Origin of the sequence: Mahella australiensis 50-1 BON, from assembly GCF_000213255.1 — a bacterium.
GTDB lineage: Bacteria > Bacillota > Clostridia > Mahellales > Mahellaceae > Mahella > Mahella australiensis.
Window position 1 is genome coordinate 213,575 of record NC_015520.1, and the last position, 13,439, is coordinate 227,013.

Below are 13,439 nucleotides of genomic sequence, written 5' to 3' on the forward strand. Positions count from 1 at the left end.
TTCTCCACCATTTGTTTATAATGCGTGCGGAGAGAAGTTTTATAGATGATGTGTATGAATAAAATTGAGGGTATGGGAGAGGACAGAGATGAATAACGGTAATATTGCATTAAAAAGGGAAACAGCGAGCCCGTTAAAACATGAAAATAAGTGGAAAGAATATAAAGCACAGAGGGATCTCTTTATTATGATAATTCCATGCATGATCCTGACTTTTATATTCAGCTATTGGCCTTTGACTGGCTGGATCATGGCCTTTGAAGATTTCAGGCCTGCTAAGGGATACTTTGGTTCACCGTTTGTAGGTTTTGACCAATTCGCCTTTTTGCTAAAAGCGCCGGAATTTTGGAGGGCTTTTAGAAACACCGTTTGTATGTCGGCGTTGAACTTGGTTTTCGGGACTGTTTTTGCTATTGGATTTGCGTTGCTCTTAAATGAGGTTCTCCATAATGGATTTAAACGATTTGTTCAGACCGTGTCGTATATGCCGCATTTTTTAAGCTGGGTCATAGTTTGTTCGTTAATAGCAAATATGTTAGCGTCGGATGGAGTATTAAATAATGTATTAATAGCTTTAGGGCTTATAGATAAGCCTATTTTATGGCTTGGAACGCCTCAATATTTTTGGTGGATCAATACATTTTCAACTGTATGGAAAGAAACCGGGTGGAATTCTATAATTTATATTGCGGCGATGACATCTATAGATCCAGCGCTTTACGAATCCTGCGAAATAGATGGTGGAAGCCGTTATACGAAAATGTGGCATATCACGCTTCCAGGGATTCGCAACACCATTATGGTACTCCTGATTATGAATATAGGATGGCTGCTGAATGCGAGCTTTGAGGTGCCATATTTACTCGGCAATAGGGGATTGGTGCTGGATGTTTCTCAGACCATTGATATATATGTGTTGAAGTATGGCATCAATATTGGGAATTATTCACTGGCAACAGCGGCAGGAATTTTTAAATCGGTTATTTCTATAGCGCTGGTCGCAGGTGCAAACTATATGTCCGGTAAAATTAACGAAGAGGCATTACTTTGAAAGGGGGATTTTTGCATGGCCAAAAATAATAGAATTAAAAGAAACAGCTTGGAACCGGTTATATTTCATACCGTGAATACTTTGTTGATGCTCATTGTAGTCGTGGTAATGCTGTATCCATTCTGGAATACGGTGGCGGTGTCTTTCAACAATGCTATGGATACCTTAAAGGGAGGCATCACTCTATGGCCTAGGAAATTCACACTTTATAATTACCAGACGGTATTTAAAAATCCATTATTAGTGACTGCTACTATAAATTCTGTTTTACGTACCGTGTTGGCAACTGTAACAGGCGTTTTCGTAGCTGCGCTTGTAGGATATGTACTTTCCAGACCTGAATTTTTATGGCGTAAGTTTGCTACACGCTATTTTCTCATAACTATGTATGTATCTGCGGGCTTAATACCCAATTATTTCCTTATTAAGGATTTGAATTTATTGAATAACTTTCTGGTATATATTCTGCCTGGAATGGTCAGCGCTTTTAATATTATCATTATAAGATCTTATATGCAATCTCTACCGCCGAGCCTTTCGGAAGCAGCCTTTATCGATGGCGCGGGCCACTTTCGCTGCTTTTTTCAAATAATACTGCCATGTTGCAAACCTGTGTTGGCGACCGTTGCCTTATGGTGTGCTGTTGGTGCATGGAATTCATGGTTCGATACATTTATATATTGCTCAAGCGATGATAGTTTGACAACCCTCCAGTACGAGATGATGAAAATGTTATCTTCCGCAATGCAGGCCGGCAGCCAAAGGTCGCAGCTATCGATATATGGACAGCAGAGTAAGACTGTTGTGACAAATACCATGACACCAGCATCTATGCAAGCAGCGGTAACCGTCGTGGCTGCTGTACCTATTCTATGCGTATATCCGTTTTTGCAGAAATACTTTGTTAACGGAGTCACTCTGGGTTCAGTAAAAGGCTGAACATTGCGTGGAAGAGTTTGTTATAATATGTTATAATAGTCTATGAATATGAAAGGGAAAGATGCTATGCAAAATGGTGCTTTCTATACAGGGAAATATCCGAATCTATTTGCGGAAATCGGTATAGCCCAGGATAAAATAGAGCAAAAAATCAATGATACATTCAACACGATGTTTTTTGATCCAGAAGAAAAGATTTATTTTGAAACTGGCGAGAATATGGCCTATATGCTCGATACAGGCAATAATGATGCTCGTACCGAAGGTATGAGTTATGGGATGATGATGGCCGTCCAAATGGACAGAAAGGATATATTTGACCGGTTATGGTTGTTCTCCAAGACATATATGTATCAAAGTAAAGGCAAATATCAGGGTTATTTCGCCTGGTCAGTACGCCCGGACGGTACAAAAAATGCCGAAGGCCCGGCGCCTGACGGTGAGGAATATTTTGCGATGGCCCTCTTTTTTGCGAGTAAAAGATGGGGTGACGGTGAACCGCCTTTTGATTATAGCGTCCAAGCGAGGGATATTTTAAGGCACTGCTTGCATCAATCCGAGATGGTGGAGGGCGGAGAACCCATGTGGGACCACTCCAATTACTATATAAAATTTGTGCCCGAAGCATCATTTTCGGATCCATCCTATCATTTACCGCATTTTTATGATCTCTTTGCTCTTTTAGCGGGTGAGCAGGATATGTATTTTTGGTATAAAGCTGCAGAGGCAAGTCGGCAATATTTACACCTCTGCTGTGATGGGGATACCGGTATGGCGCCAGAATATGCCGAATTTGATGGTACTCCGAAGAGATTGTTTCATGATTGGCAGTTCTATTCGGACGCTTATCGCGTAGCGATGAATATAGGCCTTGATGCGGCATGGTTCAACAAAAACGAAACGCTTGGTGATATAGTTGATAAGCTTCAGGCTTTTCTGAGTGAAAATACCACTCTGGGAGAATATTATGCATATACTATCAAAGGTGAACCATTTGACGAACCAGCGATGCATCCCGTAGCTATTATTGCTACGACTGCTGCAGGGTCGCTGGCTGCAAAGGGAAAATACGGACTTCAATGGGTGAAAGATTTCTGGGAACTTCCGCTGAGGAAAGGGGATCGCAGGTACTATGACAACTGCCTGTACTTCTTCTCGCTGTTGATGCTGGCAGGGCAATATAGAATTTATATTTAGCTGGAAGTATTGTTTCATTCTTCACTCCTAATGTGTTCACTGCGATTCTTAATATGTGACTGAAACGGCCGATATAAAGCGATGCAAATGATATAAAGCCGGAGAACGCCTTGAAATATTGCGTAGGATTTATATCATTGCATGCGCTGAATTTGTTATATTACGAATCGCAGATGTGCCCACTATATGCTTGCAACTACATATCAAGTGAAATATAATAATCTTTATATGCAAGATATTAAGGTGAGGAGGATTTTTATGTCAAGTATACCGAGGCCGGAATATCCACGACCAGATTTTGTGAGGAAAGATTGGCTTAACTTAAATGGCATATGGGAATTCAAATTCGATGATGCCGATGAATGTTGGGGTACCATCAATGTGCCTTTCTGTTTTGAGAGCAAATTAAGCGGCATAGGTGACCCGTCGCCACATGATCGTATATGGTACAGGCGCGCATTTGATATCCCCCAGCAATGGCGGGACAAAAGGATAATGCTTCATTTCGGGGCAGTCGATTATATAGCTAAGGTATGGGTCAACAGCGTTTACATGGGGAGCCATACGGGAGGTCATACCCCATTTTCATTCGATATAACCGATGCCCTTAGCGCAGATGGTGAAAATATAATAATGGTCGAAGTCGATGATTATGCCTATGAACGCCAACAAGCCAGGGGCAAACAATCGTGGATGGACGAACCATTCGGTTGTTGGTATGACCGCACATCGGGCATATGGCAGACAGTATGGCTGGAACCTGTGAACGCGATACATGTAGAGAACGTACATATAACGCCGGATATAGACAACGGTATCGTGAATATAGAGGCGTGGCTTAGCCGTGAGGCTGTAGATTGTAGGTTGAAGGCCGATATAACTTTCGATGGTGTGCATATCGTCTCGGCCGAAACAGATTGTCATCAGGGCGTTGCCAGATTCAGCGTCAATGTGGTAAGCCATATTTTTGAATGGGGCCTTAAACTGTGGAGCCCGGAGCAGCCGAATCTATACGATATAAACTTCACGCTTATCGATAGGGGCGGCAGGGAAGCAGATCGTGTGTCCGGCTATTTCGGTATGCGCAAGGTATCGATTAAAGATGGTAAGGTATTGCTGAATAATCATCCATATTATCAAAAACTTATATTGGATCAGGGCTATTTCCCCGAATCTAACCTTACGGCACCGTCCGAGCAGGCTTTGATAGATGATATAAAGATGACAAAAGCTTTCGGGTATAACGGCGTAAGAAAGCATCAGAAAGTGGAAGAACCTTTATACCTGTATTGGTGCGATAAGTTAGGATTATTGGTATGGGGGGAAATGGCGTCGTATTATGAATTCAGTACGGCTGCAGCCGATGCCTACATAAAGGAGTGGCAGGAGATAATAGAAAGAGATTACAACCATCCATGTATAATAACATGGACCCCGTTCAATGAATCATGGGGTGTGCCAAATATATTAAACGATAAAAAACAGCAATATCACACTATGGCAGTGGTCAATATGATACGATCGCTGGACAGTACTCGACCGGTGGTATCCAATGACGGATGGGAACATACAGACACTGACTTATGCACGATACACGATTATAGAGCTGATGGAGAGGATTTCAAGAAGGCATATGCCGACAAGGACAAAGTGGTAAATGGTGCGCCGGCGGGTAAATTCATATTTGCCGAGGGTCATACCTATGATGGTCAGCCTGTGCTTATAACCGAATACGGCGGCATAGCATTTGCTTCCGATAAAGGATGGGGATATGGCGATAAAGTATCCGATGAAGAGGAGTTTTTGAGCCGCTTCGAAAGGATAACGCATGCTATTATGTCTGTAGATTACATATGCGGATTTTGCTATACACAACTTACCGATGTACAGCAAGAAGTAAACGGTCTTATGACATATGACAGGAAACCGAAATTTGATCCGGCCAAGATAAAAGCCATAAATGACAGGAAATAATTAAGGTTGTTGGACTGCTCTGTGACCAGCAGCGTAATTCTGTATATAGCCACTGCTATATATATATGCTATAATAATAAAAAGCAGACAGGTAGGTGATTCCGCCATGGCGTATACTATGCCGCGAAAGGAAGAAAGGAGGGCTAAACTTACAAGCGAGCTGGATAGAGCATTGAAAGCCGTTATAACACTTAACCCCCAAAAGGTTATATTATTCGGTTCCATGAGCAGGGGTGATATAGGCTCCGCCAGCGACATTGATCTTCTTATAATATGGGATACTGACATGCCCTTTCTTAAGAGGTCAGGCGTTTTTTATGATGCTATAAAACCCGATGTTGCAATGGATATACTAGTATATACGCCGGACGAAATAAACCAAGCCATTCATACAAACTCATTTATACGCCATGCTATAGAAGAAGGGGTTGTTTTATACGAAAAGTGATTATCAATTGTTACGGAGTGGATTAAATGGGCTGTATTTTTTGCGATTATCTGAATAATAAGGCATATATAATGGAAAATGAACTTGCTTTCGCAATATATGATAATTTTCCTGTAAACAAGGGGCATATGCTTATTATCCCTAAAATGCATTATGCGGACTACTTTGATGCTACACCTGATGAAATAATTGCATTGAATGACCTAATTAAACGAGCCAAGGGATTGCTTGATAACAGGTTTAACCCGGATGGTTATAATATTGGCGTTAATAAGGAACAGGGCTGTGCCTTATTCGGTTGAATGCTTTTTCTTATATGAAAATCACTTGCATTGGAATTGGACTGAAAGGTTGACCGGGTGAAATATCACACCGGTCTTATACTTTCCTCTTCAAAGAATACGTTCCTTATACAAAATTCTCTCGGCGCAAAGATAATTCTTTTAATTCTTTGCAAGCTCTCTTTTTCTACTCCCGGGGTATAAGGTTCCTCAAGTTTCAACTTACTCGAATAAATCCATTCATATAATTTTGCCTTTGGCTGTCTGTTACCGACATATTCAATAATTGCAGCTACCTTGGTAAGCTTATCCAGCTCTTCGCTGCTCAACTTATCTATAATTTTCTCGTCAAACCATAATTCTTCAAAATACTTTTCATAATCAGAAGAATAGAGATCGATTAACAAGTTAGTTAAAGCCACATTAAAATCTTCTGCTCTGATTATATTGAGAATTCTTTCCATTGCATTCCTAAATCCTTTCCAACATAATTTAAAAACATTTTTTGCCTATCTCCTAAATATTTTCTTCCTACATACCTGTCAAATATATTAAGTACTTGTTCCAATTTTTCAATTTTAAGATACTTGATCAAATACTCTGCATCCTTAAAATCACTATATGGTTCAGGCCTTGCTGACAGGATCTTCATTGCAAGCATCTGCTCTGCTGTGGGAGCTAAAACTCTAAGGTTTTTATAAGTGAATACTTCCTTCAAATTTTCCTGTTTAATATATTTTAAGGGTTCCTTAACGTCTTGGTTTATCCAATCTTTATTTAAGCCATAAGTTTCAGCTATGTCTGATAAAATATTCTCAATTATGGAGGATGTTTCAAATAAAGCATCTACATCCTTCGTAGCCGGTCTTGCATCAAAGCAAATCATCATTACGGTTCCTCCATAGATGTTTAATGTTAACTTTAATCTATTTTCTTCAAGCTTTTTGTCCAGCACTTCCATAATCTCTAAAAAAAGCTCTTTAGTCATTTTTTCTAAACCCATTCTATCACATCCTTTATATCTGGCTCTCACCCGTGCAAACAAGAAAAATTTCGTTATCTTATTCTATCATGATTCCAATATGAGGTTCAAGGGTTATGAAATATCGTATCTTTTGCTTTTTCTCCATTGATGTATTTTTCAGCACCTTGAGCGACTCTTCAATCCTCCATAGGTTGATGCTGCCCACTGTCATCATCGGCATATATGGCATGAACTTCGATATTCCAGAACCCAAGTGGCATTATGGTTACCTATGGGCATTGAGCCTCATGGCGGCAGTCACCATAGCTATGATCATATACATACACATACGCCACAAGCATTGGCTGTAATAAAAAAATTAAAAAAGGCAAGCGTTATGGGGAATAAATGTGCTATAATTTATATGGAGATGAGATATGAAAGGTCCTATATAGGTAAGAGATGAACTTATTTTGGCATTGGACGTCTACTCTGAGCTTGGCCGGAGGCATAGCATATGATGCTTGTATAAAAGGCAGCTAATTGTAGAATGAATATTATCAATTGTTACGGAGTGGATTAAATGGGCTGTATTTTTTGCGATTATCTGAATAATAAGGCATATATAATGGAAAATGAACTTGCTTTCGCAATATATGATAATTTTCCTGTAAACAAGGGGCATATGCTTATTATCCCTAAAAGGCATTATGCGAACTACTTTGATGCTACACCTGATGAAATAATTGCATTGAATGACCTAATTAAACGAGCCAAAGGATTGCTTGATAACAGGTTTAACCCAGATGGTTATAATATCGGCGTTAATATTGGAGAAGCTGCTGGGCAGACTATTTTTCATCTTCATATCCACGTTATTCCAAGGTATATAGGAGATGTTGAAAATCCTAGAGGTGGCATCAGGAAGCTAAAGAAGCCTCTTATAGAATACGACGGTTAGAAGAAGCGAAGAAGGATTAAACATATGGGAGAGTATTCGTATTTATATAATAAATCCACCCATGGCGGAAATTGTATCACTGGTGATGGCGATCATCTATACATATATTTAAAAGAATCGATAGCTAAAGCGGTGAATATAGATATTATCGTTGCTTTTCTTATGGAATCCGGAGTAAAGCTTTTAGCAGAGGATTTTAAAGAGGCAGTTAATAGAGGTACTGCTTTGAGAATTCTATGTGGGAATTATCTTAATATAACACAGCCACAGGCCCTTTATCTTCTCAAAGATTTTTTAGGGGATAAAGTTGACTTGCGTTTCTATAATAACCCCAACAAATCTTTTCATCCAAAAGCATACATTTTTAGATATAAGGATAACGGTGAAATTTTTATTGGCTCATCTAATATCTCACGTTCAGCCTTGACTGATGGTATAGAATGGAATTATCGCATTTGCTCCGATACTTCCCCACAAGATTACGCTCATTTTAAGCAAACATTTGACGATTTATTTTTCAATCAATCCATTATAGTGGATGATAATGAGATGCGTAAATATTCGAAGAATTGGAAGAAGCCAAAACTTTTTTATGACTTAGAGAAGCTTGAAAATAGGACAACGGAGGATAGTGGATTTAAGCAAAGCCAATTTGTAGCTGAGATGCGATCCGAATATATTACCGATGCGCAAGACGAGGATAGGAAAAGAGGCATAATAATTGGGTATCCGCGTCCGATGGGACCTCAAATTGAAGCGCTATATGAATTGAAAAAAGCCAGGCTTGACGGTTGGAACAAAGGTATCGTAGTTGCTGCCACAGGGGTAGGTAAAACATTTTTGGCGGCTTTTGATTCTAAGGAATTTAAAAAAGTCCTTTTTGTAGCTCATAGAGAAGAGATCCTATTTCAGGCCGAAAGGACTTTTAAGTGTGTAAGGCCTGAGATTTCAACTGGATTTTTCAGCGGAGAGCAAAAGGATAGAGAATGCGATGTGTTATTCGCGACTGTTCAAACGCTTGGACGTAGAGAATATTTAGATGATAAAATCTTTAGTAGGGATGAATTTGATTATATAGTCATTGATGAATTTCATCATGCGGTTGCGGAGAGTTATGTTAATATCATTGAATATTTTAGACCTAAATTTTTGCTTGGACTTACGGCAACACCTGAAAGGCTCGACAATCAAGATGTATTTGCTTTGTGCGACTACAATCTGGTGTATGAAGTCAGATTAAAAGAGGCAATAAATAAGGGATGGCTTGTGCCTTTCAGATACTATGGAATTTATGATGAGATAGACTACAGTGGTATTGATTATAAAAATGGCAAATATAATGAGAAACAATTAGAGCAGGTATTAAGCATAAACAAACGGGCTGATCTCATATTGCAGAATTACCTTAAATATAAAAGCCAAAGGGCTTTAGGGTTTTGTTCGAGCAGGAACCATGCGGTTTTTATGGCTAAGTATTTTAAAGATCATGGTATTAATGCTTGCGCGGTTATCAGCGGAAATGGTTATAGTAATTTGGACGATACTCAAACATATTTATATGTAGTGGAGCGAAATGAAGCTGTAAAAAGACTTAAAACGGCTGAGATTAAAGTAATATTTTCAGTAGATATATTCAATGAAGGGCTTGATGTTCCCGAAGTGGATATGGTCATGTTTTTGAGGCCCACCGAGTCGCCGACTATTTTTCTTCAGCAATTGGGTAGGGGGTTGCGTAAGAAAGGTGAAAAGAAGTATGTAAATGTTTTGGATTTTATCGGGAATTATAAGAAAGCCAATCTTATTCCTTTTTTTCTCACAGGGGATATAAAGGAGCGTAATGAAAAATCAAGAATGGCTTACTTGCCGGATGAAGATGAATACCCTGAAGGTTGCTTCGTTGACTTTGACTTTAGGTTAGTAGACATTTTCAAGCGGATGTGGCATGAACAGAAAAATCTTTTTGACAAAGTTAAAGAGGAATATTTCAGGGTTAAAGAATATTTAGGCGACAGGCCGTCGAGACTTTCAATGTATACTTATCTGGACGAAAATATATATTCTGTAATACGTACAAAAAAGGAACTGAATATTTTTAAGGATTATCTTAGCTTTCTTGATAAAATTGGTGAATTATTGCCAAGTGAGCAAGCGCTGATTGGGACTAAAGCACATGAATTCCTTAAGGAAATAGAAAATACGAATATGACAAAAATGTATAAGATGCCGGTCTTATTAGCTTTTTATAATAAGGGGAATATGAAGCTTGCAATAGACGAAAACGATATATATGAAAGTTTTAGAGAGTTTTATTCCCATCCGTCCAATGCCATTGACCTCATGAAGGATAACAACACGTCAAATTACAAAGAATGGGGTAAAAAAGAGTATGTAAACTTAGCAAAGAAAAATCCTATCAAGTTTCTTTTGCAGTCCTCTCCGGATTTTTTCCGCGAGAGAAATGGGCAGTTTTGCCTTGCGCCAGCTTTAGATAAGTATATTAACAATCCGGCGTTTATTGAACATTATAAAGATATCATTGATTATAGAACCAGAAAATTTTATAAAGAGAGGCTTGAAAAAAGGTATGTCGATGAGGGAATGGATATCGTAGATAATTGAAGGTATCAAATTGCCTAGCTGTTATAGTGAGGAATACAACATATACGAGGAACAGCGCAAAAAAGCGTTATTTGCGTATGGTAGAAAAACGAACGTAAAAACAATTGTGATGAAAGAAGTGGGGTAGATGTTAGAAAAATGCGAGAATCTATTTCAATGTGAGCTTGTGTTATCCGGCAAAATCAATAACGTTAAGCTTTTGGGAGAGCTGCCATTTTTGCAATCGGATTTGGATAAGCTCGATGAGATGGTAGTAGAGCTGATGCATTCTGAGGCGGGCGGCATAGACTTTCTGAAACAAAGAACCACAGCTTGCTTGTCATGCTTGCTCGTTTGGCATGGTGTATATGATTACAAGGAAGGTAATTATTGGTCTACAATTGGGAAAATTATCGGAGAGTTAGATGCCATACAGCAGGCCGATTTAGGCAATGCATTTTTATCATTTCTTGCTCAGCGCGGCTTACCCACTTTTAATATAAAAGGTGCTAGGGCCTATGTTACACCGATCTTGATACATGGAGGAATCCCGGCCGCATGTCTGGATGGATTCTTTGAATATGTTGTGGATAGGTTTATAAAACAAAGGTTGACCCAGTCTGACATAGTAGCTCTTGAACTAGCTATACGCCGAGATGAGCATGAAGAACGTTCAAGACAAGAAGCACAAATAAATGACGTTCAACAAAGAAAGACTGCTTTGCAACAACGTATCTTACATGAACAACAGAGGCTATCGCTTGCTGCGCGATTAATGCAACTTTTGGCAGAACGCGAAACTCTTGCTGATGCAACTTATTTGCCAAATGATTGTAGAAAGCAAAGGGAACAGTGGCTAAAAGAAATAGAGTGTTTAGAAAGTGAGAAATTGCAGCTTAAAAAAGATATTGAGGCATTTAAGCTGCAAATATCTTCTTTTACAAAAGAAGATATGGCAATTTTAAGTTATGCTGATTATATAGACGATTATAAACACTGCTATGATCAATGGTTGTCTATACAAAGTAATTTGGGAAACGATAAAGCTGCGGCAGCCGAACTTTATGGGTACTTTCTGCAATTATGGGCACATATGTTAGGTTGCACTTTTAAGCAGAAATACGTGACCTGGTTGGAAACATTTGATGCAGAACAAGCATTTGACTTATTGAATATGCGTGATAAATTACGGCAGAAAATAAAAATGACAAGCGCTGATATGTGGCTTAAAGAACCATATATGAATACCAAATGTTTTTATAGATCCAAAGTGGAATTTAGGCGCCTGCAAAAAGCCTACAACAATATTTTAAGGCAATTGAAACGTATGTTTGAAGACATAGCGTTAAAGGGGCATTGGTTAAAAGATGATATGTCAAGGGTCCCTATGGGACCGAACGACACGAACTTGTCGGCAATGCTTTTAAGTTGTGAGGATAGTAAAAAAGCCGATATGTTAAGTACCGTAGTGCATTTTTTGACGAATAAAGAACTGAAATATATTTTGACCTGGTAAACCCAAAGATCATACGCAGACATATCCATTCGTTGGTGCTGGCTGACTTTTGGAGACAGCATGAAAATGCTTTTGGCAAAGTGGAAGATTTCTTCTTTAACCCAACAAACATTCCAGCTCTTTTGGGTGAATATCTTCAAAGTAAACCGCAGCATATTTTAGAAAGCTTAAAACGCATAGTGCCTGAAAATATGCATGATGCCATGGGGTTTGACGATTGGTCATGGGTAAAGTATCTTCTGGATCCTGATATCGGCGTGTTGACTATGGCCGAACTCGAAGTCACCGAGGATGTAAAAGCTCTGGATGAAGTATATAATGAAAGGACGGCGCAGCATCGATATGCTGACCACATACTGAGAGCCATAAATACCATAATGGGGAGAGAGCTTATAGACTACCTGGCCAACCACAACGTTTTGCCCAAATACGGTTTCCCTGTGGATGTGGTCGAATTGCAGCTGCCTCATGTAGATGACGGCGATGTGCCTGAGCTTGAGCTGCAGAGGGAGCTTCGCATAGCCATATCGGAGTACGCGCCTGGTAGCCAGGTTGTGGCCGGAGGAAGGCTGTGGACGTCAAGGTATTTGAAGCGTATACCGCAAAAAGCCTGGCCCAAATATAGATATGCCATATGCGAATGTGGCAATTATAAAAGCGTATTGGCTGATACCGGTATAGAGCTTGGCGAGTGCGATAGATGCAATAAACCTCTTGAGAAGGCTAAAGAAAAAGGCTTCTTTGTTATACCTGAGTTTGGGTTTATAGCGGATAATGCTGTTGAAAAGCCATCTACATCAAAACCTGAAAGGACATATTCATTATATCCAAATTTTGCGGGTAAAGCTGACGAGGGACGTAGCATCCATATGGAGGCAAACAGCATGACCATTACGGCTACAGCGGCTTCGCACGGTAAAATAGCGGTACTGAATACGGCGGGTGATGCCAAGTTTATGATATGCAATACATGTGGATATGCTAAAGTCAATTCGCGTATGGCAAATGATACAGTTCATAAGAACCCTCAAGGGATCGATTGCCATGGTAGCTTTCAACGATTAGCATTAGGGTATGAATTTGAAACTGATATATTGCAAATGGATTTTGGCATATACGGCAATAATAAAGACGGATTTTGGTTATCGCTTTTGTATGCTATATTGGAGGGGGCTGCTGAGGCATTGAACATCGAAAGGCAGGATATAGATGGTTGCTTATATCCTGTTTCGGGCAGTATGTATAGACCGGCTCTAATATTGTTTGACGATGTGCCCGGCGGAGCCGGCCATGTTAACAGGATTGCCGATGAAACTGCACTAAAAGATGTTTTGAATGCGGCGTTAAAGAGGGTGAGCCAGTGCGAGTGCGGCGGAGAAAAAGGCGATGCAAGCTGTTACGGTTGCCTGCGTAATTACCGCAACCAACGCTGGCATGACGTGTTAAACAGAGGTATGGTCATGGAGTTCCTCAAGATGCTGTTGTGAATTGAACAAAATACTACCGAACA

Annotated in this window: 13 protein-coding genes; 11 read left to right on the plus strand and 2 right to left on the minus strand. The window is 39.6% G+C overall.

Features of this window, described 5'->3' with window-relative positions; genetic code table 11:
• The first annotated feature begins 88 nt into the window (after positions 1 to 88).
• The 6 genes from MAHAU_RS00960 (at position 89) to MAHAU_RS00985 (ending at position 5,911) form a co-directional block, all read left to right on the plus strand.
• Positions 89 to 1,051, plus strand: a complete 963-nt coding sequence (locus tag MAHAU_RS00960; RefSeq protein ID WP_013779851.1) for an ABC transporter permease — start codon at positions 89 to 91, stop codon at positions 1,049 to 1,051.
• 15 nt (positions 1,052 to 1,066) lie between these two features.
• Complete coding sequence (locus tag MAHAU_RS00965; protein WP_013779852.1) at positions 1,067 to 1,990, plus strand: carbohydrate ABC transporter permease; 924 nt, start codon at positions 1,067 to 1,069, stop codon at positions 1,988 to 1,990.
• Between the two features lie 66 nt (positions 1,991 to 2,056).
• Complete coding sequence (locus MAHAU_RS00970; protein WP_013779853.1) at positions 2,057 to 3,187, plus strand: family 8 glycosyl hydrolase; 1,131 nt, start codon at positions 2,057 to 2,059, stop codon at positions 3,185 to 3,187.
• 258 nt (positions 3,188 to 3,445) lie between these two features.
• On the plus strand, positions 3,446 to 5,161 hold the full coding sequence (locus tag MAHAU_RS00975) for a glycoside hydrolase family 2 protein (RefSeq protein WP_013779854.1): 1,716 nt from the start codon (positions 3,446 to 3,448) through the stop codon (positions 5,159 to 5,161).
• A gap of 106 nt (positions 5,162 to 5,267) precedes the next feature.
• A complete protein-coding gene (locus tag MAHAU_RS00980) occupies positions 5,268 to 5,609 on the plus strand; it encodes a nucleotidyltransferase domain-containing protein (RefSeq protein ID WP_013779855.1) in 342 nt (113 codons plus the stop codon).
• Between the two features lie 26 nt (positions 5,610 to 5,635).
• Complete coding sequence (locus tag MAHAU_RS00985) at positions 5,636 to 5,911, plus strand: HIT family protein (RefSeq protein ID WP_013779856.1); 276 nt, start codon at positions 5,636 to 5,638, stop codon at positions 5,909 to 5,911.
• Between the two features lie 65 nt (positions 5,912 to 5,976).
• Here the strand turns inward: MAHAU_RS00985 and MAHAU_RS00990 are convergent, their stop codons facing one another.
• Entirely contained in the window at positions 5,977 to 6,354 is a 378-nt protein-coding gene (locus MAHAU_RS00990) for a hypothetical protein (protein WP_013779857.1), read from the minus strand.
• On the minus strand, positions 6,333 to 6,893 hold the full coding sequence (locus MAHAU_RS00995; protein WP_013779858.1) for a DUF6036 family nucleotidyltransferase: 561 nt from the start codon (positions 6,891 to 6,893) through the stop codon (positions 6,333 to 6,335). The genes MAHAU_RS00990 and MAHAU_RS00995 overlap by 22 nt, the downstream gene beginning before the upstream one ends.
• Before the next feature lie 95 nt (positions 6,894 to 6,988).
• Here MAHAU_RS00995 and MAHAU_RS15275 point away from each other — a divergent pair, with 95 nt between their 5' ends.
• From MAHAU_RS15275 to MAHAU_RS01010, 5 genes are all read left to right on the plus strand, one after another.
• Positions 6,989 to 7,225, plus strand: coding sequence for a CorA family divalent cation transporter (locus tag MAHAU_RS15275; RefSeq protein ID WP_148258356.1), 237 nt, complete (start codon positions 6,989 to 6,991; stop codon positions 7,223 to 7,225).
• A gap of 212 nt (positions 7,226 to 7,437) precedes the next feature.
• Entirely contained in the window at positions 7,438 to 7,815 is a 378-nt protein-coding gene (locus MAHAU_RS01000; RefSeq protein WP_013779859.1) for an HIT family protein, read from the plus strand.
• A gap of 24 nt (positions 7,816 to 7,839) precedes the next feature.
• The gene (locus tag MAHAU_RS01005) at positions 7,840 to 10,434 is read left to right on the plus strand and encodes a DEAD/DEAH box helicase family protein (protein WP_013779860.1); all 2,595 of its coding nucleotides are present in this window, start codon (positions 7,840 to 7,842) and stop codon (positions 10,432 to 10,434) included.
• Between the two features lie 127 nt (positions 10,435 to 10,561).
• A complete protein-coding gene (locus MAHAU_RS14785; RefSeq protein WP_013779861.1) occupies positions 10,562 to 11,929 on the plus strand; it encodes a hypothetical protein in 1,368 nt (455 codons plus the stop codon).
• Positions 11,930 to 11,964: 35 nt separating this feature from the next.
• A complete protein-coding gene (locus MAHAU_RS01010) occupies positions 11,965 to 13,416 on the plus strand; it encodes a DUF1998 domain-containing protein (RefSeq protein WP_148258357.1) in 1,452 nt (483 codons plus the stop codon).
• The last annotated feature ends 23 nt before the right edge of the window (positions 13,417 to 13,439 follow it).